Annotated in this window: 25 protein-coding genes; 14 read left to right on the top strand and 11 right to left on the bottom strand. The window is 52.6% G+C overall.

All coding sequences use genetic code 11. The features are described from left to right. The first annotated feature begins 249 nt into the window (after positions 1–249). From DYY88_RS17145 to DYY88_RS17120, 6 genes are all read left to right on the top strand, one after another. Positions 250–495, top strand: a complete 246-nt coding sequence (locus DYY88_RS17145; protein WP_039726521.1) for a hypothetical protein — start codon at positions 250–252, stop codon at positions 493–495. Between the two features lie 1,229 nt (positions 496–1,724). Beyond that, on the top strand, positions 1,725–2,921 hold the full coding sequence (locus DYY88_RS17140) for a sodium-dependent bicarbonate transport family permease (RefSeq protein ID WP_039726519.1): 1,197 nt from the start codon (positions 1,725–1,727) through the stop codon (positions 2,919–2,921). An 85-nt stretch (positions 2,922–3,006) separates the two neighbouring features. Next, complete coding sequence (locus DYY88_RS17135) at positions 3,007–3,339, top strand: P-II family nitrogen regulator (RefSeq protein ID WP_039726518.1); 333 nt, start codon at positions 3,007–3,009, stop codon at positions 3,337–3,339. A gap of 287 nt (positions 3,340–3,626) precedes the next feature. Beyond that, positions 3,627–3,950 (top strand): Mo-dependent nitrogenase C-terminal domain-containing protein, encoded by a 324-nt coding sequence (locus DYY88_RS17130; protein WP_039726517.1) that lies wholly within the window; start codon positions 3,627–3,629, stop codon positions 3,948–3,950. A 50-nt stretch (positions 3,951–4,000) separates the two neighbouring features. Further along, positions 4,001–4,573 (top strand): phosphate-starvation-inducible PsiE family protein, encoded by a 573-nt coding sequence (locus DYY88_RS17125; protein ID WP_044151170.1) that lies wholly within the window; start codon positions 4,001–4,003, stop codon positions 4,571–4,573. 379 nt (positions 4,574–4,952) lie between these two features. After that, a complete protein-coding gene (locus tag DYY88_RS17120; RefSeq protein ID WP_039726516.1) occupies positions 4,953–5,828 on the top strand; it encodes a DUF6671 family protein in 876 nt (291 codons plus the stop codon). Positions 5,829–5,941: 113 nt separating this feature from the next. On the opposite strand, the gene DYY88_RS17115 is transcribed toward DYY88_RS17120, so the two are convergent. After that, positions 5,942–6,208, bottom strand: a complete 267-nt coding sequence (locus DYY88_RS17115) for a hypothetical protein (RefSeq protein ID WP_039726515.1) — start codon at positions 6,206–6,208, stop codon at positions 5,942–5,944. Between the two features lie 357 nt (positions 6,209–6,565). On the opposite strand from DYY88_RS17115, the gene DYY88_RS17110 reads away from it, so the two are divergent. Continuing rightward, positions 6,566–8,299, top strand: coding sequence for a diflavin flavoprotein (locus tag DYY88_RS17110; protein WP_039726513.1), 1,734 nt, complete (start codon positions 6,566–6,568; stop codon positions 8,297–8,299). A 211-nt stretch (positions 8,300–8,510) separates the two neighbouring features. Next, on the top strand, positions 8,511–10,265 hold the full coding sequence (locus DYY88_RS17105) for a diflavin flavoprotein (RefSeq protein ID WP_039726512.1): 1,755 nt from the start codon (positions 8,511–8,513) through the stop codon (positions 10,263–10,265). 128 nt (positions 10,266–10,393) lie between these two features. Here DYY88_RS17105 and DYY88_RS17100 read toward each other — a convergent pair whose 3' ends face one another. The 5 genes from DYY88_RS17100 to rimI all read right to left on the bottom strand — a co-directional run bounded on the left by DYY88_RS17100 (position 10,394) and on the right by rimI (position 15,949). Then, on the bottom strand, positions 10,394–11,068 hold the full coding sequence (locus tag DYY88_RS17100; protein WP_039726511.1) for a Mo-dependent nitrogenase C-terminal domain-containing protein: 675 nt from the start codon (positions 11,066–11,068) through the stop codon (positions 10,394–10,396). A 122-nt stretch (positions 11,069–11,190) separates the two neighbouring features. Then, on the bottom strand, positions 11,191–11,700 hold the full coding sequence (locus DYY88_RS17095; RefSeq protein ID WP_236146343.1) for a YdcF family protein: 510 nt from the start codon (positions 11,698–11,700) through the stop codon (positions 11,191–11,193). Between the two features lie 285 nt (positions 11,701–11,985). Further along, the gene (locus DYY88_RS17090) at positions 11,986–12,435 is read right to left on the bottom strand and encodes a hypothetical protein (protein WP_052288365.1); all 450 of its coding nucleotides are present in this window, start codon (positions 12,433–12,435) and stop codon (positions 11,986–11,988) included. Between the two features lie 274 nt (positions 12,436–12,709). Then, a complete protein-coding gene (locus tag DYY88_RS17085) occupies positions 12,710–15,178 on the bottom strand; it encodes an ATP-dependent Clp protease ATP-binding subunit (protein WP_039726508.1) in 2,469 nt (822 codons plus the stop codon). A gap of 237 nt (positions 15,179–15,415) precedes the next feature. Continuing rightward, positions 15,416–15,949: a ribosomal protein S18-alanine N-acetyltransferase gene (gene rimI, locus DYY88_RS17080; RefSeq protein WP_236146342.1), complete on the bottom strand. Its 534-nt coding sequence runs from the start codon at positions 15,947–15,949 to the stop codon at positions 15,416–15,418. 143 nt (positions 15,950–16,092) lie between these two features. On the opposite strand from rimI, the gene lysA reads away from it, so the two are divergent. From lysA to uppS, 3 genes are all read left to right on the top strand, one after another. Further along, the gene (lysA, locus tag DYY88_RS17075) at positions 16,093–17,514 is read left to right on the top strand and encodes a diaminopimelate decarboxylase (RefSeq protein WP_039726504.1); all 1,422 of its coding nucleotides are present in this window, start codon (positions 16,093–16,095) and stop codon (positions 17,512–17,514) included. 160 nt (positions 17,515–17,674) lie between these two features. Continuing rightward, positions 17,675–18,604 (top strand): diadenylate cyclase CdaA, encoded by a 930-nt coding sequence (gene cdaA, locus DYY88_RS17070; RefSeq protein WP_039726503.1) that lies wholly within the window; start codon positions 17,675–17,677, stop codon positions 18,602–18,604. Next, a complete protein-coding gene (gene uppS, locus DYY88_RS17065) occupies positions 18,601–19,350 on the top strand; it encodes an undecaprenyl pyrophosphate synthase (protein ID WP_039726502.1) in 750 nt (249 codons plus the stop codon). Before cdaA ends, uppS begins: the two co-directional genes overlap by 4 nt. 246 nt (positions 19,351–19,596) lie before the next feature. Here the strand turns inward: uppS and DYY88_RS17060 are convergent, their stop codons facing one another. Then, on the bottom strand, positions 19,597–20,148 hold the full coding sequence (locus tag DYY88_RS17060; RefSeq protein ID WP_039726500.1) for an META domain-containing protein: 552 nt from the start codon (positions 20,146–20,148) through the stop codon (positions 19,597–19,599). Between the two features lie 231 nt (positions 20,149–20,379). After that, positions 20,380–20,847: a tetratricopeptide repeat protein gene (locus DYY88_RS17055; protein WP_039726499.1), complete on the bottom strand. Its 468-nt coding sequence runs from the start codon at positions 20,845–20,847 to the stop codon at positions 20,380–20,382. Between the two features lie 515 nt (positions 20,848–21,362). Here DYY88_RS17055 and DYY88_RS17050 point away from each other — a divergent pair. Continuing rightward, positions 21,363–21,557, top strand: coding sequence for a hypothetical protein (locus DYY88_RS17050; RefSeq protein ID WP_039726498.1), 195 nt, complete (start codon positions 21,363–21,365; stop codon positions 21,555–21,557). Positions 21,558–21,608: 51 nt separating this feature from the next. Here DYY88_RS17050 and pyrR read toward each other — a convergent pair whose 3' ends face one another. The 3 genes from pyrR to DYY88_RS17035 form a co-directional block, all read right to left on the bottom strand. Beyond that, a complete protein-coding gene (pyrR, locus tag DYY88_RS17045) occupies positions 21,609–22,154 on the bottom strand; it encodes a bifunctional pyr operon transcriptional regulator/uracil phosphoribosyltransferase PyrR (RefSeq protein WP_039726497.1) in 546 nt (181 codons plus the stop codon). Between the two features lie 160 nt (positions 22,155–22,314). Beyond that, positions 22,315–23,310: an adenosylcobinamide-phosphate synthase CbiB gene (gene cbiB / locus DYY88_RS17040; RefSeq protein ID WP_039726495.1), complete on the bottom strand. Its 996-nt coding sequence runs from the start codon at positions 23,308–23,310 to the stop codon at positions 22,315–22,317. Next, on the bottom strand, positions 23,291–23,734 hold the full coding sequence (locus DYY88_RS17035) for an Rrf2 family transcriptional regulator (RefSeq protein ID WP_039726494.1): 444 nt from the start codon (positions 23,732–23,734) through the stop codon (positions 23,291–23,293). The genes cbiB and DYY88_RS17035 overlap by 20 nt, the downstream gene beginning before the upstream one ends. 639 nt (positions 23,735–24,373) lie before the next feature. Between DYY88_RS17035 and DYY88_RS17030 the strand changes: the two genes are divergently transcribed. Continuing rightward, the gene (locus tag DYY88_RS17030; RefSeq protein WP_039726492.1) at positions 24,374–24,766 is read left to right on the top strand and encodes an AbrB family transcriptional regulator; all 393 of its coding nucleotides are present in this window, start codon (positions 24,374–24,376) and stop codon (positions 24,764–24,766) included. A 331-nt stretch (positions 24,767–25,097) separates the two neighbouring features. Further along, the gene (locus DYY88_RS17025; protein ID WP_130199492.1) at positions 25,098–26,639 is read left to right on the top strand and encodes a hypothetical protein; all 1,542 of its coding nucleotides are present in this window, start codon (positions 25,098–25,100) and stop codon (positions 26,637–26,639) included. Positions 26,640–26,713: the final 74 nt, after the last annotated feature.

Here is a 26,713-nt window from a genome sequence, read left to right as displayed (position 1 = left end):
TTATTCTGCTGTTATTAGGCAGGTAAACCTGGCAGTCAAAAGAAATCTAAGTATAAACTTAAGAATATGGTTCGAACCAAAAGCATAGATATCTATCTTGTCTTAAAGATGTCTTGGTCGAACCCTAGCGACCTCGGCTTTTTGGCCTAGGCGTTCTCTGTCACAGGTGACTTTCAACAGGTGTTTCCTTCACAGGTGGCGGTTAAACACCCACCTCAATCGACAACTAACCAACATGAAACGGACACCATGAATAAGTTTGACTCGTCTCAATTACGTCCCCGTCTCAACCACACGAGCGAAGGTTGGCTTGTGCAGGTATACAGTCGCGATCGCCGCTTGCTCTGCGTCCTCGAAGCTTCTCACGCCTGGACATTTTTGCTCGGCTGCGGGGTTGGCGTGCTGGTCGCGATCGGGTGGTTTAACCTCGCACGACATACTCCATCGGCGACCTATGTGCCCTCCACAATGCCGCCCCAAATGATGGTTGACTAGCGTTCAGCATCGTCACCCCCGGTGAGTCGCGCCAAAGACCTCGCCAACATAGACGCCCCACTTCGCTGACTCAGCTCCGACGTCGAGCCTCGCCGGAGTCAATTGTCGACGATGGACCGTTGACACCATTACAGGCATTAAACCCGCAGTGGTTTGCCGTCCCCCCACAGACCTCTCATGCCACACGCTATCCATCCCAGCGAGAGCCGAGGATGAGGGCTTGGGAAATTTCCCACCCCAAAATCCTTGGCAATGTGCGCGACACGAGTTGCTGTCACCGTCGGAGAAACTGCAAAACCCAGGCTTTGAGCCGTTTGGGGTTAGTGTCTTGACGCCCACCTACGAGGAGCATTCATTTAGAACAGCTCTAAGTTCCCATCTATATATAAGAAGGGTTTTAGAGCAGCGATACTGTCTCAGTTTGGCAAAAGGACCGACTGCAAGGGCAACACTCCGCAAGATAAAAAGCGCATCCTCACTTATGCAGAGGTCCCCGATCCCTTAGTCACACCCTTAAATCCCTGAGGAGGGCTGATCGGGACCGGATGCCTGAAGCGATCGCAAGAGCCCTGTTCAAACGGCTCAAAGATCGGGATGAGCCATTGCAGCAGCAAGAGCACAATTGAATGCTCAAGGCACCTCATTCACATTGAGGTCAGCCTGGCTGCCGAAATCAATCAGGGGCCAGAGTCATCAAATGCCGCCGCATTACCAAGTCGGCCGACTCTTGAGAACGGGCATCTTGGCAGCGATCGCCATCAACCCAACCAAGCTTTGGACAACCGCTTGCAGTGACTTGCAGCGCCATCCAAGAAAGAGAACACCTGCAGCTATATAGAACTCTGAATGAACGATGCCGCGATCGCAATTTACATCACCCAGAGATATGTCGACATCGACAAATAAAAGTAAAACTTATATTCCGGATTTAACATCGCTTTCTAAATCCGTGCCATTGAAACGCTGAAACTCGAACATTTCAGGATAGACTTATTCACATAGAGATTGAGTTCTTGATAGAGCTAAATCTATTGAAGGGGATATCAGACAGCTATCACCTTTCAACACAGTTCAGAGAACAGCGATCTCTGGAACAACTCTGTCGACAGGCTTTTGCGTAACACCTGTGCTGCAGGGGTGAAGCGCTTCACCCCTACTTTCTTCAAATCATTGAAGCTCATTTGTCATTATCATCACCCCTCGTTAAGAGGCGGCGGAAGGAGGTTTTCGTGGATTTTTTATCCGAATTTTTGACGCTCTTCTTATCCAAGTTGCAGTCCCCAACCCTTGGCTTTCTGATCGGGGGGATGGTCATTGCGGCTCTCAATAGTCGACTAACGATTCCTGACTCGATCTACAAGTTCATCGTCTTTATGCTGCTGATCAAGGTTGGCCTAAGCGGTGGTATTGCCATCCGCGAAGCTAACTTGGCAGAGATGCTATTGCCCGCTTTATTTGCAGTCATCATTGGCATCTCAGTCGTCTTTATCGCCCGCTATACACTAGCCCAACTGCCGGGCGTCAAAACTTTGGACGCCATTGCAACTGGTGGCTTATTCGGAGCCGTGAGTGGCTCGACCCTCGCCGCTGGTATCACCCTGCTAGAAGGGCAAGGCATTGAGTATGAAGCTTGGTCTGCTGCCCTTTATCCCTTCATGGATATTCCAGCATTGGTGACGGCCATTGTTTTAGCGAGCGTTTATGCCGGTAAGCAAAAGCGTGAAAAGTATCGCAAGAATGCAGAAGCCATTAGCAAGGGTGAATTCAGTGGCATGCAACCCGCTGCTGCGGGTGGATATGCCAGCGAAGCGGCGGTGCCTTCCGGTGGATATCCCACCAGTGATCAGCGTAGTGCTGAAGGCAGCTTTTCTGGTGGGACTGGTGGCGGTGCTGGCGCGGCTGGCATGCCTGAAGATGAGCGGGTGAAGATCTGGCCCATCATCAAGGACAGCCTGCAAGGTTCGGCCCTTTCCGCTCTGCTGCTTGGTTTGGCATTAGGTATCTTTACAAAGCCTGATAGCGTCTACGAAAGCTTCTTCAACCCTGGTTTCCGCGGCTTGCTCTCGATTTTGATGCTGGTGATGGGTATGGAAGCCTGGGCGCGACTGGGTGAATTGCGCAAAGTCGGTCAATGGTATGCCTTATACGCTGTAATTGCGCCGCTGCTACACGGTTGCATTGGTTTCGGTCTTGGCTACATCGCTCACATCGTTACGGGCTTTAGCCCTGGCGGCGTTGTACTTCTGTCCGTCATTGCGGCTTCTAGTTCCGACATCTCTGGCCCGCCGACGTTGCGCGCTGGTATTCCCAAGGCGAATCCTTCCGCCTATATCGGTTCTTCCACAGCGGTTGGCACACCAATTGCTCTGGCTGTCTGCATCCCGTTCTTTATTGGGCTTGCCCAAGCGACGATGGGTGGGGGCTAAGCTCAGACGGGGCGCATCAATAGATTGTGCCCTTCGTCTGACAACCCTTTAGTTCAATGAATACATGCGCAAGGAGGTACATTGCATGTCTAAGCCAGCTAAAAAGCTTGTGATCATCACCGAGAAAGTATTGCTGAAAAAGGTCGCCAAAGTTATCGAAGCAGAGGGGGCTACTGGTTACACCGTTCTCGAAACTGGCGGTAAGGGCAGCCGCAACGTGCGGTCTTCAGGCCAGCCCAGCGTGTCTGACACTCAATCAAACATCAAGTTTGAGATTTTGACCGACACTCGAGACATGGCGCTGAAAATCTCGGATACGGTTTCATCGAAGTATTTCGAAGATTATTCCGGCATTGCCTATATCTGCGATGCAGAAGTGCTGTACGCACACCAATTCTGTGGGCCAGATGGCTGTTAAATCGAGAGACATAACTCGTCTAAAAAACCGGGGTTAAGCCCCGGTTTTTTAGTGGCTATTTAGCAAATGCCAGCTCTTAACACAGCAAAACTTTAGATACTTCAAACAATAGAAAATCATCACATTTTGATGCATTAATGCCCATAACTGATACGAGCGATCGCATCTAATTAAGAGTTAAGCCAGCATTATCAAACATAAACTAAACCTATATCAAAACAGCATTGCTATTCACTCAAATTATGAGTAACTTGTAGATAGCAGTTATCTATCCAGCCTCAAAAACCATGTTGAAGTCATTTATCTTCAGCCTTGCGCCGAATAAAAAGTCACCCCAACAGCAGTCGCCTTCACCAGATATTCTCAGCCCATTGCGCCAGCGACTCAATCGAATTGAAATGCAACATCCCGCTCAGGCGCACTTGATTTGTCAGCTCATTCCCACCCAATGTCCCTTTGCAAAGAACATTCGACTGGGAGGAATGATGCAGTTCAACATACCGCCCCTTTGCAAACTCAACCCGCTATATGAAGAGGTGGTTAGCTTACGCTTTCGCGCGCTTTGCTATCTCGCAGAAGAATGTTCGGTTGATGTCTGTCGCTATTGCTGATCTAGTCTGCTCTGCACCACTCTAATGAAGCTCTGTGCTTCTTAGTTACTATGGACAACGCAACTTCTCCACTGCCTTGGTACCGTTGGCTCAACAGTGGCCGAGTCATTCGATTATTAGAAACCGTTCAAGATTTGATCGTAGTCTGCTTGTGCATTGGCCTATTTAGCTTTATGGTCTTGCAACTCAGAGAGATGGTGCTGTCGTTACTACCGCCTTTACAATTTCAAACGGTCACCTCTGACATTTTATTCCTGCTAATTTTGGTCGAGGTTTTTCGCCTACTCATCATCTATTTACAAGAGCATCGAGTTTCGATCGGCGTAGCAGTCGAGGTTTCCATCGTCTCCGTGCTGAGAGAAATTATTGTTAGAGGGGTATTAGAAACTCCCTGGATACAAGTGTTAGTGGCCTGTGTATTTTTGCTCGTATTAGGTGCCTTACTCGTGGTTCGAGTTTGGCTACCTCCCACATTTGATGGCGTTGATCCAGAACAAGTGATGTCTCGGCGGCATCGCTCCCGTGTCCAAAATTTTGAGCACAGTGATTTATCCCCTCCATCAAAAAAATCAGAGAATCTGACCGTTTTTGAATCCTATAACAATGGAATAATTCCGGAATAAAGCGTATCTCTGTTCAGCCTCTCATCCCCTTATTAATTAGCGAGAAATGCTAGAGCGATGAGATGAGTCTAGGCTTTGATCCCTGCCTTTCAATCTGAACGAGTTTGCTAATCAGCACTGGGGAGAGCTCCCTTCTGACTCCATGATCCTGCTATCATCTCTCCCCTTTTCTCTTGTACATAACGTATGACGAGGACTTTTTTGTTACGAAGTAAGTCGCCCCTCAGCATCCTATTTGGTTAAACGAAACAGACGTGAAAATAGCACCTTTGTGAGTGAACTCAAGGCTTCGTCACTGGGACCAACTAAAGGGCTCAATCGTCAAAGAAATGCGGTATGGTCAAACTGATAAAGATTTGTTTGTCACTCTGCTTTGTTTATGAGGGAAGCGACTAATCAGGCTTCAGAATTTATCGGGAGGCAGGCCGTTATTGCGACGATGCACCGCAAAGAGCAGGCGATCGCGCCCCTCCTACAGTCAAGCCTCGGCGTCTCCATCCACGTCCCGCCTGATTTCAATACTGATCGCCTCGGCACCTTTACCCGCGATATCAAACGTCCTGCCGATCAACTCGCCACGGCTCGACTCAAGGCTCAAGCCGCGTTAGACCTGACCGGCGGTGATTTAGCGATCGCGAGCGAAGGTAGCTTTGGCCCGCATCCCGAGATCCCCTTTGTGCCCTGCGATCGCGAACTCGTGCTCCTTCTTGATCGCCAGCACAATTTAGAAATCGTCGGTCAGGCCATCAGCACTCAGACTAACTATCGCGCTCAAACCGTTCGCTCTGTTGACGAAGCAGTGGCCTTTGCAACCGCAGTCGGCTTTCCTAAACATGGGGTAGTCGTGATGCCCACAGATGGAGCGATAGAGTCAGCCGCGATCGCCAAGGGCATCACCACAAAGCAGGAGTTGACCCAAGCCGTGAGCAAAGCGATCGGGCAGTCCGAGCGGGGCACCGCCCATATAGAAACTGATATGCGAGCCCACTACAACCCCACTCGTATGCAAGTCATTGCCGCCGCCACGGAAAATTTAATCCAGTTGATCAGTCAGCGGTGTCCGTCTTGTCAATGCCCCGGATTCAGCATTGCGCGACGGAATCCTGGCCTGCCCTGCGCGTGGTGCCACACCCCAACCCTGTTACCCCTTTCGGTGACCTATCGCTGCCAGCGCTGTGACTTTGGGCAAGCCAAAAATTTTCCCGATGGTCAGCAAACCGCCGACCCAGGCAACTGCGCCTACTGCAATCCCTAATTTGATTCATCGCCTTACGGCACAGCGGGAGTAACAGAGAAATCTTTCCGAACTGTGACGGGTTAGATCGCGCCGAGACTCGAAGACTGGAGATGCGATCGCTCAGTCACGTCTCAAACACCACCTTGCTTGGTTGGCGCTGCTTGGTCCGTACTCACCCCAGCTCCGAGCCGATTTAACGCGGCTAACACCTCATCCAATAACTCACCGGGGCCTTCACCCATATTCTCTTCGGCAGCAACCTGCAACTCTCTCGCATCGTATTCCCACTGCCGCAAGACTTCGATTTTCTCAGCGGTTGTCAACGTTTGAGTCGTTGCCACTGCAGCGGGTGAGTCAAATACGCTGCTGGGGTTGAGCTTGGCTTGTTCAAAATCCACGGTTTGTCGAGCGATCTTCAGACCCCAAACTAACGCGCCCAGACGGGCATTTCATCCATCCTTTGACTTGGATTGAGCCACAACGTCAACCTTGATCGCCGTAACCGCTACTGGCTCTTGGATAAACAGCAGGTATCAGCAAAATGAATCCCACCCGCCTAGAGGACAACATTATGGAACCCGAGACACCATCGAAGGGCTCAGGCAAGAATATATGCGTGGCTTAACTATTTTTCTTTGATTATACAAATAAATTATGTTTTGGTTTTGGAATTGACATTTTACATTCCTTCGTGCTGCTGCCACTATTTATTTAAGTTTCGTAAGAAAAAATGTCATTTAATTGAGGGCAATCTCATGGTTGCACTAGTTCATTCTTCTCCCACCTTAAGTCCGGCTGGACGTTTGACTTTGCAGGTCGAAAACATTGCGCCAGATACCACGACGATTCGCTGTTTAGATTGGGATCGCGATCGCTTCGACATCGAGTTTGAGCTCCAAAACGGGACGACCTATAACTCCTTTGTCATTCGCGGCGACAAAACTGCCCTGATCGACACTTCGCATCGTAAATTTCGCGACCTCTACCTCGACGCTCTGGAGCAACAAGTTAATCTGGCGGAGTTGGATTACCTGATCGTCAACCACACCGAGCCCGACCACAGTGGCCTCGTACAGCAAGTGCTCGATCGCGCCCCCCATGTCATTGTTGTCGGTTCTAAGGTGGCGATTCAGTTTTTAGAAAATATGGTGCACCAGCCCTTCGAGTCGATGGTGGTCAAAAGTGGGCACACACTCGATTTGGGCAAAGGTCACGAATTGTCCTTTGTATCAGCCCCCAATCTGCACTGGCCCGACACGATTTTCACCTACGACGCGGGTACCCGCATTCTCTTCACCTGCGATGTGTTTGGCATGCACTACTGCGACGATTGCCTGCTGGATGAAACGCCTCATCTACTAGAGCCCGATTTTCAAACTTACTACGACTGTTTGATGGGGCCAAATGCCCGCTCCGTCCTCATGGCGCTCAAGCGCATTGCCACCTTAGAGGTAAACCTAATCGCCACCGGCCATGGCCCCCTGTTATGGCATCACCGTTGCGAGTGGGTCGAAAAATATCGGACCTGGAGCGAAAACCAAGCCCAAACTGACACGCTGGTGTCACTGTTTTATGTCGATGAACACGGCCATAGCGATCGCCTCGCCCGCGCCCTTGCTACCGGCATCGCCAAAACTGGCGTCACCGTTGAGCTCGTCGACTTAGCCGTCGCCGATGCCCACGAAATCCGAGAGATGGTGAACTGCGCTGCTGGCATCATCATCGGCATGCCCCCCCAACAGGCCGATAGCGGTACCCATCCTGGCCTGAGCACAATCTTAGCGACGGCCTCTAGCCACCAATTGATGGGCCTATTTGAAACGGGCAGCGGTCAAGACGAGCCCATCTATCCGCTCCGCGCCCAACTGCAAGAACTCGGACTGCCAGAGGCGTTTCTCCCCATTGTGCTCAAGACCGCCCCGACCGAGGTGATTGATCAACTCTGTGACGAGGCGGGTACCGACTTAGGTCAACAACTCCTCGAAAAGCAACGGGTCAAGCCAGGTCACACCCTCGATTCCAGTCTTGATCGCGCCCTTGGTCGGTTGAGCAGTGGACTTTACATCATTACCGCTCGCAAGGGCGAGGTCGCCAGCGCCATGTTAGCCTCCTGGGTCATTCAAGCTAGCTTTGAGCCCCTCGGCGTCGCGATCGCGGTTTCTAAAGATCGGGCCATTGAGTCACTGCTCCACGTGGGCGATACCTTCGTGCTCAACGTGTTGGAAGAGGGCCGCTGTCAACCGCTGATCAAGCATTTTCTCAAAAGGTTTCCCCCCGGCGCCGATCGCTTTACGGGCATTGACACCTACCCAGCCCAAAACGGTTCCCCGATCCTGGCGCGCTCGCTGGCCTATCTGGAATGCGAAGTCACTGGCCGCCTGGATGGCAACGATCACTGGCTCGTATCCGCTACCGTGCATACCGGCCGCGTCGCCAAACGCGATGGCCTGACTGCCGTTCACCATCGCAAAGTCGGCAACCATTACTAGCAAAATTCAGCGTTGCTGAATCGCAGGATGAATTCGGTCCTTTAAACCGCGGGCAAGATGCCCGCTCTCCACGATCGATGGTGATCAATTCGTGTCGTTCTTTCTGTCCGCGATTCAATTCATCCCCAAAATCAGCAACGCCCAAAGTTCAACATTCTAAACTCCCTCACTCCCTTACCCACTCATCCACCCTCACACCCACCCATCCACCATGCAGCCATCCGCTCTCAACCCGACTCCCCTCACCACCACTCGCCCACGCGACGTACAAATTGCCCCCTTAGGCAACCAGACGACGGTATTGCGATCGCGCACCTGGGAACGGCTCAAATTTGAAGTCGAGTACAATCTCTGCCAGGGCACTACGGCCAATTCTTATGTCATTCGGGGCGATCGCACGGCCTTGATCGATCCCCCTGGTGAGTCGTTTACTCACCTCTACTTGCAAGAGTTACAACAGTTCCTCACGGGAACACCGTTGGATTACATCATCATGGGCCATGTGAATCCCAACCGGATGGCCACGCTAGCGGCCCTGGTGAAACACCATCCCCAGGTGACGCTCGTCTGCTCGCGCCCGGCGGCTCAAGCGCTACGAGCCACCTTTCCTGAGTGGGGCGATCGCCTCCACACCATTTGTCCTCCGGAAGGATTGCTCGACCTGGGCCAGGGACATGTGTTGCAGTTGCTGCCAGTACCGACCCCGCGCTGGCCCGATGGCCTGTGCACCTACGACCTCAAGACCCAGATTCTCTTTAGCGACAAGCTCTTTGGCGCGCACATTTGCCAAGATGCTCTCTTTGACGAAGACTGGCGCAAGTTAGAAGTCGATCGCCGCTACTATTTCGACTGTCTCCATGCCTCTCAATCTAAGCAGGTGCAGACCGCCCTAGCGCAGCTTGCGCCCCTGCCGTTGAAATATATTGCGCCGGGCCATGGTCCCATCGTGCGCTATAGTCTCAGCCGCTTGCAAAATGACTATCGTCAGTGGTGCCAGCACCAGACCCACCAAACTATGCGGGTGGCGCTGCTATATGCCTCAGCCTACGGCAACACCGCCATTTTGGCGGATGCGATCGCCCAAGGATTGATCGAAGCCGGCCTCGCCGTTGAATCCATCAATTGTGAGCAGGCCGATCCGGTCGCACTGGCAAAAGCGATCGAAACCAGCGATGGCTTCATCATGGGGTCACCAACGTTGGGCGGCCACGCCCCTGTCCAAATCCAAACGGCGCTGGGCACCGTCCTCTCATCTGCCGCCAAAACCAAGCTAGCAGGCGTTTTTGGTTCCTACGGATGGAGCGGTGAAGCGATCGATCTGATTGAAGAAAAGTTGCGCGACAATAACTATCGCTTTGGCTTTGAGACCATTCGTGTCCGCTTCAGTCCGACCGCTAGCGTCCTACAAACGTGCCGAGATGCGGGCATACAGTTCGCACAACAACTACGGAAGCAAAAAAAACGCCAATCGCCTCGTCAGTCGATTACCGAAACTCAGGCTGATCGCACCGAACAGGCGGTGGGTCGGGTGATTGGTTCCCTGTGTGTTGCCACGACCTGCCAGGGCGATACCCACAGCGGCGCCCTCACGTCTTGGGTCACCCAATCCAGCTTTACACCTCCTGGCATTATGATGGCGATTCCGGCCACCCCCTATGCCCAGCGCTTTCTACAGCCTGACGCCAAATTTATCCTCAATGTTTTAACTGAGGGGCGCACGATTCGGCGTCACTTTGCCCATCAGCCCCAACCGGGCGAAAATCCGTTTCAAGCGATCGCGCATTATGCCGGGTCCAATGGCTGCTTGATTTTAGAAGAGGCCCTGGCCTACCTCGAATGCCGAGTTCAGCGTTGGATGCAATGTGGCGACCACTGGTTGGTATATGCGATCGTGCAGGCGGGCGACGTGTTAGTTGACGATGGCGTCACGGCCGTGCAACAACGCACTTCAGGCAGCCAATACTAATGCGCCGTTGCTCGGCTGTCGGCCATGGGGTGTCCACTATTCGCATGGCGCTGATTTCGTCAGCACGTTGCTACTCACCCAGAACCGATGGCTGAGCACTCTCGTGAAACCACTGAAACGTGGTCAAATTACAGGTAAGGCGTCACATCTTCACCACAGTCGTCGGCCAGGTAAGACAACGCGCGAAAGCGCAACCCGACCAACTGGTCGTACAGCGGATTAAGCTTACACATCGCGGGAATATGGACAATCTTTTTCTTAAACAACGTCACATCCCGCTCAAACGGACATTGCGAAGGCACCATCTTACAGATAAAACGGGCCAATCGCGGATCCTTGACCTCCAGTTGGTCCAGCCATTCGCGAGCCGGTTTGAGCGGTTCGAGACCATGTTCATCATCCGTAGGCTGAACGGGAGCCGTCTCTTTCAAATCGTAGAGGGTGGCCCGCACCGAATCGAGCACCTGATTTTCCAGCCCTAACGCAGTGCAAAAACTGTGCAGTTTTTGGTCTTCTTCGGTGGAATAGACACCATCGGCCAGAGCCACCATCACCGCCGTACGCAAGAAATCTTCGGCAGCTTCCGTTTGTTTACCCAGGACGTTCGCCAAATCTTCGGCGGCAATGGGTTCAAGCGCATCAAAAAAATCGATATTAGGAGCAAACTCCTCCTGAGTCATGGAGGTGATTAGGCTTTTTTCTTCTTCATCAAAGTGGCCGTCAGCCCAAGCAATCGTGAGTAGACCGCGAAACCAGACCTTGATTTGCTCCGGCGTGTAAGGAGATTCAATGGTGGAAGGCATAAGACAATTTCAGGCGATAGCGCAACAATAATGCTGAAATGCGACTTAATTGTAGCTTTCTGCACTCTTGAGCGTAAGCATTCCCGCGATCGGTTCACAATTCTCAGGGATGGGCGATCGCGCTAAGACTTACTTAATCGTTGCCCGAGCGACGATCCGGTTTGCCCAGTGAACACCCACAAAACCGCCCGCGCACCATCGCGTAGCCCCCGCAGCAACGGCTCAGCCGAACCGTGGTCAGACGGAACAGGTACGGGTTTAAAGGTAATGTCATAACGTCCCAACACAACTTGGGCAATGATGCTAGCGCGACGCATGTGATAGTCAGAGGTCACTAGGTAAACGCTCTCAACCCCTTCGGCTTTTAAGTCAGTCACCAACGTGGTGAAATTCGTCACGGTATCGACCGCCCGATAGTCTAAGTGGACGCGATCGGGCGGGATATTCGCTTCTTGAAACAGCCACTGGGCATACTCGGGATTCGTTCCTGATGACACCCAGACCTCCAGATCAGGATGTTGCATCGCCAACTCAGCGGCAAAATGTTCTCTTTCGGCGGCGCCGCCGAGCACTAGAATCGCTTCCGGTTCTCTCAGGTTGGCCTTGATGTGGCTTTGGCCCAGCAAAACCATCGGCAATACCGGCAGCAATACCCAAGGACGCCAGCCCCTATTGAACCGCGATCGCCTCCCCATAGCGCAACCCAATACAATATACTGCGGCCGACACCGACCATCATCTGCATTCCTTAGGATAGCGTTTTCGCTTATGAAGACAACGCCGCTTCCCAAAAAAGTCATTCAGGCATACTGCAGACAAAAAATTGGTGGGCTCATTGACTAACATGAACCCACCAGCAACCATGGCAAACTTTCAATTTAAGTTTGATCCCGCTTAGCCTACGCAATTACAGCCCCTCAGCGCCCCATCGACTTGGCCATGTCTTTAAAGGAAGACAAACTGGGGCCGGGACGACGGCGGGGAGAGAAATTGGTTTTGGGGTTCACGAGGTAGTCAGTCGCAAAGTTAGGAACCTGCGGCATTTCAGTCTCAACAGTGGCGACTTGCTGAGCTGGCGTTGACTGAGTTGCGGCTTTGGGCGTCGCCGGAATCTGCTCTTTAAAGGAGGCTTTTTCTGGGGAGGCAGCAGACTCAGGAGGAGCCACCGCCACAGGTGCAGCCGCATCAGTAGTAGCAGGCTCGTTAGCCGTGACCGTATTCGCAATATCAGCAACGGGCTGCGCAGCTTCGTCCAGTTCCATGTAGAACTCGCCCTGCTTGCCCACGCCAAAAATCTTGGCAATGCTGCCAAAGATGCCACCGATGAGGCTAAAAATGCCCCCAAAGATTTTCTTGATCAGACCCATGTCAATACTCCCAACTGCCTATATGGCAAAATTCCTTACCTGACGATCATCATCGTGATGCAGTGAGTGAGACGACAAACAAATGACTCCGCGAGTCCCAATCTCAGCAATCCCTGCAATAAATGACCGTTAACTGTTGTCAATCATTATTAAGGTAGGGGCCTAGTCTCGACAAGATATCTAAGAAGTTGATTAAGGAATGTTTACACAAAAAGCGATCGCTTTTCGAAGCGATCGCTTTTTGTAAGGTTCCTGATGAAATCGCGGCGACTAACTAGTCAGCGGCTGACAAAAGTTCCCGTCTTTCACCCGGCTGAATGACCACCTTGCCGCTGTCATCCACATCGACAGAGGCCGTATTGCCGTCTTGTAGGCGACCCGAAAGAATTTCTTCTGCCAGAGTGTCTTCAAGCAAACGCATGATGGCTCGCCGTAAGGGTCGCGCCCCGTAGCTGGGATTGTATCCCTCTTCCACGAGTCGGTCCTTAAAGCGCTCGGTCACTTGGAGCTCAATGCCCTGCTCTAACAAACGGCTGAAGACTTCTTTCAGCAAGATATCGGCGATATCTTTGACCTCATCCTTAGTGAGCTGACGGAAGACAATAATCTCATCCAAACGGTTCAAGAACTCAGGACGGAAGTACTGCTTCAACTCTTCGTTCACCAACGAACGAATTCGGTTGTACTGAGATTCGGCTTGGTCGTCTTCGAAATCGAAGCCGAGACCGCCACCACCTTTTTCAATGACCTTAGAACCAATATTGGAAGTCATGATTAACAGGGTGTTCTTGAAGTCGACCGTGCGCCCCTTGGCATCGGTCAAACGACCATCTTCCAAGATTTGCAGCAGCATATTGAAAACGTCGGGGTGAGCTTTTTCGATCTCGTCAAACAGCACCACCGTATAAGGCCGCCGCCGCACCGCTTCAGTGAGCTGACCGCCCTCGCTGTAGCCGACGTATCCCGGTGGAGACCCAATCAGCTTGGAGACGGTATGACGCTCCATGAATTCCGACATGTCGAGACGAATCATCGCCTCTTCGGAACCAAAGAAGTAAGCGGCCAATGCCTTGGTCAACTCGGTTTTACCCACCCCGGTGGGACCAGAGAAGATAAAGCTAGCAATCGGACGATTGGGGTTTTTCAAGCCAACGCGGGCACGCCGAATCGCGCGAGAAATGGCTTTCACCGCTTCGTCCTGACCGATCAACCGCTGGTGGAGCGTATCCTCCATGTGCAGCAGCTTCTCAGACTCGGATTCGGTCAGTTTGCTAACGGGAACCCCCGTCCAAGAAGCGACGATTTGTGCAATATCCTCCTCATCCACAGAAGGCATATTGTCTTCGCCGTTTTCGTCTTCCGCTTTTTTGTTCTGAGCGATGCTGCGAATCTCGGCTTTAATCTCCATTTCGCGATCGCGCAACTCACCGGCCGTGTCAAAGTCCTGGGAACGCACCGCATTGTCCTTATCTTTGAGCACTTGGCGCAGCTCTTTATCCAGTTCCTTAGCCGCTGGGGGCAACTGAGAGTTAATCAAGCGCACGCGGGAACCCGCTTCGTCGATCAAGTCGATGGCCTTATCCGGCAGATAGCGATCAGAGATGTACCGATCTGACAGCTTCGCCGCCGCATCCAGGGCATCATCCGTAATTTTCAACTTGTGGTGTTGCTCATAGCGATCGCGCAACCCATGCAAAATTTCAATGGTTTCCTCGATGGTAGGTTCACCCACCATCACAGGTTGGAAACGCCGTTCCAGAGCTGCATCGCGCTCGATGTGCTTGCGATACTCATCCAATGTGGTCGCACCGATACACTGCAACTCACCCCGAGCCAGGGCTGGCTTGAGGATGTTGGCAGCATCAATCGCGCCTTCTGCAGCACCCGCACCAATCAAGGTGTGAACCTCGTCAATGACCAGGATGACGTTTCCGGCAGAGCGGATTTCGTCCATGATCTTTTTCAGCCGTTCTTCAAACTCACCACGATACTTGGTGCCAGCAACTAGTAAGCCAATGTCCAGGGTAACGACCCGCTTTTCTTCCAAAATGTCGGGAATGTCGCCATTGGTAATGCGCTGAGCTAATCCCTCAGCGATCGCAGTCTTACCTACTCCAGGTTCACCAATCAGGACGGGATTATTTTTCGTCCGACGGCCCAAGATTTGAATGACTCGCTCAATTTCTTTTTGACGACCCACTACGGGATCAAGCTTGCCCTCACCGGCCATCTGGGTCAGATTGGAGCCAAACTCATCCAGAGTCGGGGTTTTTGTGCGACCTTGACTGCCGCCGGAGGAAACCTCAGCGGTTTCACCCAACATGCGAATGACTTGAGTCCGAACTTTTGATAGGTCAACGCCCAGGTTTTCCAAGACGCGGGCAGCGACGCCTTCGCCTTCGCGAATCAGCCCTAACAACAAATGCTCTGTGCCGATGTAGTTGTGTCCCAATTGGCGAGCCTCTTCTAGAGAGAGCTCTAGCACCCGCTTGGCACGGGGCGTAAAGGGAATCTCAACAGCGACAAATCCAGAACCGCGACCAATGATTTTTTCAACTTCGATTCGAGCATCTTTGAGATTGACGCCCATCGATTTGAGCACTTTGGCGGCGACGCCTGTACCTTCTCCTATAAGGCCAAGGAGAATTTGCTCAGTACCCACGAAGTTATGACCCAGACGGCGGGCCTCCTCCTGGGCAAGCATGATGACTTTAATGGCTTTTTCTGTGAAGCGTTCAAACATTAGTGGAATTCCAAATACCTGCTGGGCGCTGGTTACGGTGATTCTAGCACAGGGGTATTGGCGATCTGTGGCACGGGACACAGTGATGAAAACCGTCCGCTGCTCGCTGGTTTTGCGAAATCCCGCCTAAACCTACAGCGATCCCACCCTTAAACCTTCATTGCGTTCTCTTAATATTTCGCCATCCCCACCCCATTGGGGATCATCCCAGAACTAACGAGGATGGCGCCTGAGCAATCATGATGTGGTGGGCGATGCCGCAGGGGCGGTGGTCGCCTGCAATTTTTGGTTGAGTTGCTGTTGCTGGGCTTGTAATTCGCTCAAAAAGGACGAATCTTGGAGGTGACTACACCAGAGAATCAGCGCGTTTTCGTCATCGGCATAGTAGCGTCGCCGTTCACCCGCCACTTGAAAACCCAAGGATTGATATAGAGCAAGAGCGACTTGGTTCGATTGGCGCACTTCTAAAGTGGCGTGAGTGAGGCCGCGATCGCCCGCCGCCCGCAATAGATGGATGAGCAACCAGCGCCCGAGTCCTAACCGTTGATATTGCGGCTCAATGCCTAAAAGCGTGATGTGGGCTTCATCCAGGATGGCCCACAGGCAGCCGATCCCAATCATTTTTTGTCGAGTCCCTTGCGCAGGGGTTTCCACCACGAGTAAATCACTGTTCGGGCTGTGCACCTCGCGACTATAGGCAGCTTCGTTCCATAGCCCCCCAAAACATCGATGGTCTAACGCCACAACATTCGCTAAATCTGAAAGGGTCATGGGACGGCAGACAACATGCATAGAAGAAACTCTGCAAGGCAGCAAGGACGCAGTTGTCGATTGTACACTAGTGTTTTGGGCTGCTTTTGACCCTCCGCTCTGCCGCCCTCGGTTTCTTGTTTGTTCACCCATTTGCAATTTCTATGGTTTCTACAGTCGATTCTCCGCGCACGAGTTTGAATTATTTAGCAGCCCATGCCGCTACGCTATCGGCCCGTAGCCCTTCTCCCAACCAAAACCTGCTTCCTTTAACAGCTCAAGTGGCAGAAAACGATCATTTAGTTGTCGGGGGCTGTGATGTGCCGCAGTTACTCGAGCGCTACGGTTCCCCACTGTATGTGTTGGATGAAGACACGCTGAGAGCGGCTTGCCAGCAGTATCGCGACGCGATGCAGCAGTATTACCCTGGCGAATCGTTGGTCATTTACGCATCCAAGGCGTGGAATTGCTTGGCGGTATGTGCCGTGGTGAATCAGGAAAATCTGGGCATTGATGTGGTCTCGGGGGGCGAGTTGCTGACGGCTGTTAAAGCAGGAGTGCCCAGTGATCGCCTTTACTTCCACGGCAACAACAAGTCTCTGGATGAATTGCAACAGGGCATCGAGTCGGGTTGTCGCATTGTGGTGGATAACTGGTTTGAATTGAAATCTCTCCGCCAACTCGCCCAAGCCGCCAACAAAACTGTACCTATTCTGCTCCGGCTGACGCCGGGGATCGAATGCCACACCCACGAATACATTCGCACTGGGCACCTGGACAGCAAGTTTGGGTTTGATCCTGACCAAATTGAAGAGGTGTTTCAGTTTGTGGCGCAGCAACCGCAGTTAAGCTGCTTGGGACTGCATGCCCACATTGGCTCACAAATTTTTGAACTTCAGCCTCACGCTGACTTGGCCGGAGTCATGGTGCAGTGGCTCAAGAAAGCCGCTGAGTATGGTCTGCCCGTCTCAGAGCTGGATATCGGCGGCGGACTGGGCATCTGCTACACCGAGCAAGATGATCCGCCAAGTATTGAAACCTGGGTCAAGACGGTAGCGGAAGCGGTGGCACAAGCCTGTGAAACGCAAGGGGTGCCCCTACCAAAATTGATTGCCGAACCGGGGCGATCGCTGATTGGCACAGCGGCAGTGACTGCGTATAAAGTGGGCAGCCAAAAAACCGTGCCGGGTATCCGCACCTACGTGGCGGTGGATGGCGGCATGTCAGATAATCCCCGCCCGATCACCTACCAGTCTGTGTATCGAGCCCTCGCGGCCAACCAGATGTCAGCGCCCCTGACGGAAAAAACCACCCTGGCGGGCAAACACTGCGAGTCTGGCGATGTCGTGATTCAAGAAGCCTACTTGCCCGCGTTAGCCGCAAATGACGTTATTGTTGTGGCAGGTACGGGTGCCTACAACTACAGCATGGCTTCTAACTATAATCGTGTACCTCGACCGGCGGCGGTTTTGGTAAAAGCGGGAGAAGCTCATCTCATCATTCAGCGCGAAACGTTACAGGATTTGATCCGTCATGACTGTTTACCCGCCAGCTTGACGGCGACCGCTGGGGCCGATTCTGAATAACGCAACTGCGTGTAACGATCATTATCATTGGCTCGGTTAGAGATGCGATCGCGGCTCCACTAGGCCAATGATATGAAAGGCTTGGCACCTTACAGGGCGCTATGACTTAGCGTCAACTAATCGTCCGCCATCCGTTGGGAATGAAGCTACGGCACTGCACATGGGGCAATTCTGGGAGCAAGGGCAGATAATCCTCGAATTTCTGGGGGGATGGCCATTGAGACTCCTAGACGGAGTACTGGTCGTGCTGCTGGTTTATACCCTGCTCGTGCTCATTGGCGAACGCCGCACCTTGTGGATGGTGCGCGGATTCATTATTTTGCTGCTGGCCGCCACGATTAGCCGCAATGTGGGACTGGCGCTTTTAGCCTTTGTGTTAGATAAGTTGGTCATCGGCTCAGCCGTAGCAATGGCGTTTATCTTGCAGGGAGAATTTCGGCGCTTGCTAGAGCAAATTGGACGGGGCCGATTAGGACAACTCCTGGTCATTGCCGATCGCGAACTTGTCCCACAACCCAACAGCGCCATTGATGAATTAGTAGATGCCGTTAAAGAACTGTCGCAAAACCGGATTGGGGCACTCATCATTGTGGAGACTGATCGCCCAATCGACGAACGAGATTTTTCGGTACCGGGAGTACGTCTGAATGCGGAGATCTCCCGTGAACTGCTGCAAACTATCTTTCAAACGAGTACGCTGCTGCACGATGGAGCCGTCTTGGTGCGGGGGTCGCGAGTGCTCGCGGCAGGGGTAATTTTGCCGATTTCCGAGCGCTCGGCGTCGCGACAACTGGGCACCCGGCATCGGGCGGCGATGGGCATCACCGAACGGGTAGAGGATTGTATCTGTATTGTGGTTTCTGAAGAAACCGGCTCAATTTCGTTAGCCGAGGGGGGAAAGCTAAATCGACCCCTAACGAGCAGTAAACTAAGGGAGTTGTTGAGCGATCGCCTCTCTCTGTCAGTTGATCGAGACTCGGTCAGCCCGCAACTGCGTAGTTTGAGCAAACGGTTGCTTAGACAGGGGCGTGTGTTTTGGCAGCGCCTTCCCTTTGTCCCGTCGTCGTCTGCCCCGCGTGGAAAACAATGACCGCTGAGCCACTTGTGACCGCTTCCTTACCATCAAATCTTGACCGCGACCGGTTGCCACACCATGTCGCCGTGATTATGGATGGCAATGGTCGGTGGGCGCAACGCCGTAGCTTACCCCGCATCATGGGCCATCGCCGAGGGGTTGATACCCTGAAAAAGCTGCTGCGCACCTGCAATGACTGGGGCATTGGGGCGCTGACGGCATATGCGTTTTCGACCGAAAATTGGGGCCGCCCTCATACCGAAGTCGATTTCTTGATGACGCTGTTTGAGCGGGTGTTGCGTCAAGAACTGGCTGAAATGGACGCAGAAGGCGTGCGCATTCAATTTGTTGGGCATCTAGAATCGTTACCAGTTTCCCTGCAAACGGAGATCGATCGCGCCGTTCAGCAAACTCGCGATAACCCCGGCATTCGCTTTACCGTCGCGACAAATTACGGGGGGCGGCAGGAAATTGTGCAGGCTTGTCAGGCGATCGCGACACAAGTACAGTTGGGCAAGCTCGCGCCTGAAGACATCGACGAAAATTTGTTTAGTCGTCATCTCTACACCGCAGGATCGACCGATCCTGACCTGTTGATTCGCACCAGTGGCGAAATGCGCATTAGCAACTTTTTGCTCTGGCAACTCGCCTACGCCGAGCTGTATGTGACGGATACGCTATGGCCAGACTTTGATTTGGCAGAATTTCAGCAAGCTCTAAGCGACTATCAGCAGCGACATCGCCGCTTTGGCAAACTCTAGTTAATTCAGATAGCAACTGCGATCGCGCTCAAGTTTGCCTATGAGGAATTAGTCGTCATTCATACTTTTGACGCCATCTAACAGCATCCACAAGCCGCCCAGCAAGATGGCGATCGCAATGCCTCCCAGTAGCCAGTCCAAATTAGGTAATGTATCCATCCGGTGGTGTGTTCACGTCTATAAAAATAGGCCAGACATACGCCTTTGATCTCGGAGTCGGCATATGTCTGGCGATCAGGTGACTTTTTACCAGAGACCCGGCACTGGTTCCGTCATGTCTGCTTCCATATCCTCCTCGACGACGACGTCTTCCTCTTCCATCTCTTCTTCCACAACGACGTCTTCTTCCATGTCTTCTTCAACCATCATGTCATCGGTCATAAACCGCATGGTGCCAGTATCAAAGGGGAGATCCATCAATAGATCGCCATCGACGAAAAAGTAGTTAACGGCATCGCTCAGTCCCCGACGAAACTCATCATCGAGAGAATCGGGGCCGCAAGCGGCGAGGGTAAATGCTTGCAAGGTAATAAAGTCAGGGCTCTCGGTATCAAACACGCCGTTACCCACATTGCAGTCGGCGCGGACGCCCAGAGTGCCATCTTCAAAAAATTGGATGGAATACAGTTCGGGATCGTCTGGCACGGTCATCGTGTCATTGTTGTAAACGATCTCTTCTAACATCCACAGGGGGCCTACGAGCATGGGCTCTTCTTGGGCCATGGCAGTGGTTGCAGTCACGCCACCAATCGCAACGGCTGAGGCGATCGCCCAAGCAACGGAATTATAGGATTGCATAATTATCCTCCACACCTAATCGGGTGATTAATCACAGTCTGCGTAAACGGATTGAAACTCGCGGGGAGCAGCCTGATTGCTCAGATCTTGGAGATCCTATGGCACACCATACCGTCCAGTTTTATGAATAAAAGTAATTTTCACACTTATTTAAGTGCGAAGACTCCCTAGCTCAAGCTGACAGCTGAGAGATTTCACAGCACCGTAGGGAACAGGGACGGCCCCCTCTCATCAACTTAATTGTGCTGTGCACTCCAAAATCAGTCGCTGGTTGGTCGTGGCGTAAGGTTGCACTGCCAGTGCCCGCCGAAAAGTTTGGATGGCAGCGGTGTGGTTGCCCAGGCGCATATGGCATAGTCCCAAACCATGCAAAGCACCGAAATGATAAGGCACGAGTTCGAGGACCCGATCGCAGTCGGCGATCGCCGTCCAATAGCGCTGCTGAATGTAGTACAGCACAGCCCGACGATTCCAGGCTTCGGCAAAGTCAGGCATGGCTTCGATGGTTTCAGTCAGGATGGTTTCCGCTTCGTCGGTTTGGCCCCGATCCATCAAGTTTTGGCTGCGAACCAATAGCTGTGCCCCATAGGCCCCTTTTTGGGTGTACCACAGTCGCCACAAAGCTTCTGTAGCCACTTGGCGCACATTCACGTCGGCGTCTTTGAGGTCTTCCAAGAGTGCTTGCGCGTCGGAACCCATAACCTTCCAATCCTACAAAGCGGGGGGCGCTCAGCAGGTCCACGGATTCCCAACATGGAAAATCGGGACGGCTGATGACCTTGCTCTAACAGTAGCTTTATTCTCTGGAAAATGTGAGCGCGATCGCCCCTCATTCGCTTAGGCCAGATTTGCCTGCCGTGCCACCGCCATTCAAGACAGGGGAAAGTCAACGGGCACATCAGTTCCATCATCGGCCCCACGCTTGTGGGCAACTGGCATCAGCGCCAAGACCGCGTCGCTGACCCATCGCGTCACCAACGATCATCCGGACAAAATATTGCATCGCGTTAAAAAATATTCCTCCCTGTTGCAGCGGCGCTGTCAGCGCGGCCTGCCTCCGTAGACTTGAGATATAGAGTCCAGAGCCAATTTTTAAAGGGCGGCTCCAGTCGGTTGACAGGCCATATCGATGGTGTTGCTCTGCTCGTTCTACTTGATGTTCGTAATTGGCGGGGCTCGATTGAGCTTGACCTTTGACGACCAGGAGGACTGTAATGGCTTCCCATCTCACGATTTACACCCCTTCGCCGCGATCGCAACATCTGATGCAGGCCAGTATTGTGCTGTTGGTGCTGCTCACTGGCATTGCAAGTGCGCTATTGGTGCGATCGCAGTTGCAGCGCTATGAAATGCAGCCCCATCTGATACCTATTGCCAATGGCAAAACTTGGGAAGCATTGGGCCGCTAACCCGCAAGTCCGCGATCTCTAGTGACGGCCACAGTGCTACCGCAGTCGTTGTCAATGATTCGCATCGCGCGGAATGAGATGCACCGCGTCGTATCCATCAATCGCCGCAATAAACACCTTGACGGCTTCGTCTCTCGCGGTGGGTACAACTTTGCCGACAAAATCCGGGTGAATGGGCACCTGACGATGACCGCGATCGACCAACACCGCTAGCTGAATCATCTCGGGGCGACCGTAATCATTGACCGCATTCATCGCGGCGCGAATCGTCCGCCCGCTGTAGATGACATCATCCACCAGCACCAAGGTTTTGCCCGAGAGGTCAAACTCAATCTCTGTGCGCTCTGGCGTGCGGATACCAATACTATCGAGATCATCACGGTAGAACGTGATGTCCAGCGTACCGACCGCCACCGCTTGATTTTCTAACTGCTTAATTTGCTCGGCGAGTAGATAAGCCAAGGGCACCCCTCGGGTATGAATGCCCACGAGCGCCAGTTGATCTAGAGCACTCGTCCGCTCCACAATCTCCGATGCCAATCGATTAAGGGTGCGTCGCATGTCTTCTGCAGACAACAGTTCAACAAAGCTGGTCATAGGTTTTCTGATTACCAGTGTCCTTGGCCGACAGGCAATGACAATGAAGCATCTGCCGATCGCGTTCTCTCAAACTCTAAACTAAGACCGCGAGCCACAGATAGACGCCGAGCGGGGAAATAGCACAATTGGCTCTGCCCATAGAAACTGCAGCGAGTCGCTAACACCCGATCAACGTGTAGCGGCCCCACAGCACTCCGCAGCCCACTAACAGCCACAGCCACACCGCCCATCGCGTAAACCGCAACCCCTGCTGAATCACGGCAGGAGTAATGGGTCGCAACGGTTCCGCCAAGAGCGGTTTGTGCTTCACCTCGCCCCGATAGGTGTTGCGCCCACCAAGTTGCACCCCTAGAGCCGCGGCATAAGCGCATTCACTCCAGCCGGCATTCGGACTCGGATCAGCAGCGGCATCGCGGCGACAAAGCTGCCACACCCGACGCGGTCGGCCTGACAGCAGGGCAATCGTCATCACGGTGAGGCGACAGGGTAACCAAGTGACGACATCTTCACTACGGGCGCTAAACCATCCTAGATCTTGGTAAGGCGGGGTTTGATAGCCAATCATCGAGTCCAACGTGCTGAGCGCTTTGTAGGCGATCGCAGCCCCGACTCCCCAGGCGGGGGCGATCGCGAATCCCACAAGTCCATAGAACAACGGGGCCATGACGCCATCAGTGGCATTTTCGCTAATGGTTTCCACCACGGCTCGCAGCACTTCAGCTTCAGTTAACTGGTCGGTATCGCGACCCACATACAGCCCGAGGCGATCACGAGCCGTGACCAAATCACCGGTTTCAAGCGGCTGGAGCACTTCTTCGGCGGCGCGTCGTAAACTACGCGCCGCGAGACAACTGGCCAAGATGATGGCGGCGATCGCGCCCCCGATGAGGGGATGGATAGCCCAGCCCATGAGCACCATCGCCGCCGCGATCGCACCACTCAACAGCGGCAAACCGACGCCCAACATCACCCCGGCCCACCGTTGCCCCCGCGCCGACGCCACCGTCTTGAACACTAGCGTTTGATATCGCTGAATGATCCAGCCCATGACCTGTACTGGATGCGGCCAATGCCAGGGGTCGCCCACAACAAAGTCAAGCAGGCTGGCTAATAGCGGAATGGCAATCAGCCAACTACACCACAAAACTGGCATTCTCTCCTTGGGATGCTTGCCAACTGCGCGCGTCGTAATACAAATCCTCTAAGGAAATGCTGTAGACGGCCTCTTTCATTCTTTCATGGAGCCGTTTCCAAATACTGAAAGTGACCCAGTCCTCAGCCTGGGAAATGTCTGGGGCATAGCTGTGCAGGGGCGAGGCGGTTTCGCCCACTGCCGCCAAAATTTCCCCCAACGAAATCTCGGCGGCGGGCCGAGCTAACCGATATCCGCCCTGGGCGCCCCGCACTGAAACGACTAACTCAGCCCGTCGTAACTCAATGAGCAGCTTTTCTAAATAGGGGGCCGGCAAATTCTGTCGTTGCGCGATCGCCTTGACCGAAGCCAAGTTGTCCGGTGCTTGCAAACTCAAATCCAATAATGCTTTGACGCTGTAATGGCCTCGCTTAGTCAGTTTCATCAGCCGATCGCAGTTACATGAGGGAATACACTAGCCACCGCCAACATCTCACAACCACAAGTCAAGGGCGTCACCCACTGACTGAGCAGCCGCTGGCCCATCACAGTGGTAGAGCATTGACCCCGGCATTGGCTCACACTCAACAACCTATCAGCTAGTTCGCCCGCGATCGCGCCGACCAGAGCATCGGCCCATCTGCACGCCTCCACACCACAAATGCGATCCGGATATGAGCCAGCCGCGCAACCCCACTGGGCTTTTACCACTCCGCCGCCCCACAAGTTATCGGCAGATTTTTTAATCATCGACAATATCGGCAGAAAATCGCCACCAGACAATTGAATAGTTGTCTCCCTAAGTCCTACCCCTAGTTTCATCAATTTCTAGCGTTTATCACGAAATCATCATCCATTCGAGCAAATTTGCGTTAACATTCGAGCCTTGAAACGTGAATCAAATTAGTGGTTAAATCATCGGGTTGAATTTCTCATAATTAACCTTAATGCTAAGAAACCGGATAGAAGAGATCTAAATTTGAATTTTAGGATTACAGTTAGTGGCGGTAGGTGAGATAACTGCACCAACTGCAACTGTTTTTACTCTGCGTGCTGCACTGTTGTAGATTGCGAGACGTCAACAATGGCCGAAAGTCGAAATACCGAAATGCTGACCGGGCAAGCTTTAGTTCAAAAAGTCAAAGAGTTAGAAAGCCTCAGTAAAGAAGAGAAAGCCAGGGCGTGTGGTTACTACACCATCACCAAAAAAGGCACTGAACGAGTCAACATGATGAAGTTCATGAATGCCTTGATTGCCGCTGAAGGCATTGAACTTGATAGTGAGCAGAGCACGAACGGACGGGGCGGACGCAGTGCCAGCTATCGCATTACGGTTCAGTCCAATGGCAACTTATTAATTGGCTCTACTTACACTAAGCAGATGGGACTTAAGCCCGGAGACGAGTTCGAAATTTCCTTAGGGCGCAAACATATTCATCTCAAACAGTTAGGCGTAGATGATGAGAGCGACAGCTAAGTCGGTTTTTATCTGAGCGCCAAGAAAATGGCAGTTGGGTAATTTCTGATCTGCCAGTTACTAGACCCGCATCACTATTGTTCACTCAAAAGTGAACCAGATTGGCATCTTCTCAAACGGGCACTCACGCCTGGGTCCTCATCCCTGACACTCTCATAACAGACTGAGATGATGACGAAATAGTCACAGGAAAATCGCCAAACAATGTTCAAGGCTGTCCATCGTCGAGAAATTGATCCAACGTTGACCGTATTAACGCCGCACCAACATCGCTGAGCGTTATGTTTGCCTCAATGCATCTGTTATTGGGTGTTCGTACCACAGAACTGATATGTCTATCCCGTTCATCCTAGAAGTTGTTCTCGGCTTAGTATTCATCTACTTTGCCCTCAGCCTGTTAGCGAGTGAAATACAGGAAATTATTGGCACGCTTTTGCAATGGCGGGCGGAACATTTGAAGCGGTCAATCGAAGTGTTGATTGCAGGCAACGCCCCCGCCAGTAAAGCCGCAGCAGAAGCCTTTGCCGATCGCCTCTATGACACCCCCTTGGTACGGAGTCTTAACCAAGAAGCGACTGGCCCGATCGCCCACTTCTTTCGACTCATCAACCATGCTGTTGGGCGCCTTTATCGACTGGTGACCCGCACCCGCAACGTCTTTGGGGATAAAACCAGCGGTCCTTCGTACATTCCCGCGCAAACCTTTGCCCAAGCATTACTGGATAACTTGCAAATCGAAGATTTGCGCACCGTATTGCTGGAAAGTCGATTAGGGCAGTTTACCGAAGAGCAATTAATGCTACCGCTAAATCGCATGGTTAATGATTTGCGGGCCAGCACTGCCAATGAGTTTTTGTTAAATGCTGAGTTTCGCACTCTGGAAAATTCCGTCCGTCAATTGATCTACGATTTTCGGGAAAAGCGCACCACCCTATCGGAAACGATTGATCGACTGATTGCTCGCCTGGATGAATTTACCGCCGCTGCGCAGATCGCCCTGCCGGATAATCACCATCTCACCGAAACGTTTATGCGGCGTCTGGAGTTTCTGAAGCAGGCATTGGCGAGTACGACCCTCGACAAAGCAGCCTTGCTAAAGCGGATTCAACCCAGTCTGGCGGAGTTAGTTTCGGTGGTCGATCGCAAGAGCCCCATTTACCAAGAGATCAAGGGTCTGGCGAGTAAGGATGGAGGCCGGATTCAGGAAATATTTGAGCGAATTGACGCCCACGGCCTCCCCAAGAGTTTGCAATCGACATTGTTGTCGTTGGCCGACAAAGCGGGCAGTTCACTCGCGGCCAAAGCCAGCGATACCGTGCTCAACACCATGCAATCTCTGGCCGATGACTCAGTCAGCAACCTCAAGATTTATCTTTCTGACCTTGAGACCGATGTGAAATCGTTGGGGCAAGAAGTCGAAAGCTGGTTTAACCGAGGCATGGCCCGGTCGCAAGGCGTTTATAAACGGAATGCTAAAGCAGTGGCTTTGTTGATCGGGATTGCGATCGCCATTTCCCTCAATGCCGATTCCCTGCACATGTTAGACCGACTGTCACGGGATCCCGCCATTCGCAGTGCCATTAACCAGGCAGCAGAAGAAATTGGCGCTGCAAATCCAGAAGCCATGGCCGACATCGAAGATCAGGTCGATGCCGCCCTCAATGAGTTACCCATTCCCATTGGCTACGGCGAGGCTGTGACCAGTAAACAACAAGAAGCTCAGGCCAATTGGTTTATCCCCCTGGTGCCGCGACGAGTGATTGGGTGGTTTATTACGGGCTTTGCCATCTCCATGGGTTCCAGCTTTTGGTTCAACCTCCTCAAGCGCATCGTGGATGTGAAAAACTCTGGCAAGCTAGACGACTCTAACTAGCGTTGCGGTTCAGGCACACAACGCCGCCCCCAAAGTGCCAGCATTACTGCTAACGTGCACGTCACAGAGATTGT

The sequence above is a fragment of the Leptolyngbya iicbica LK genome (genome assembly GCF_004212215.1).
GTDB lineage: Bacteria > Cyanobacteriota > Cyanobacteriia > Phormidesmidales > Phormidesmidaceae > Halomicronema > Halomicronema iicbica.
Note: the sequence above shows the minus strand (reverse complement) of the source record. Positions and strands in the feature narration are given on the sequence as shown.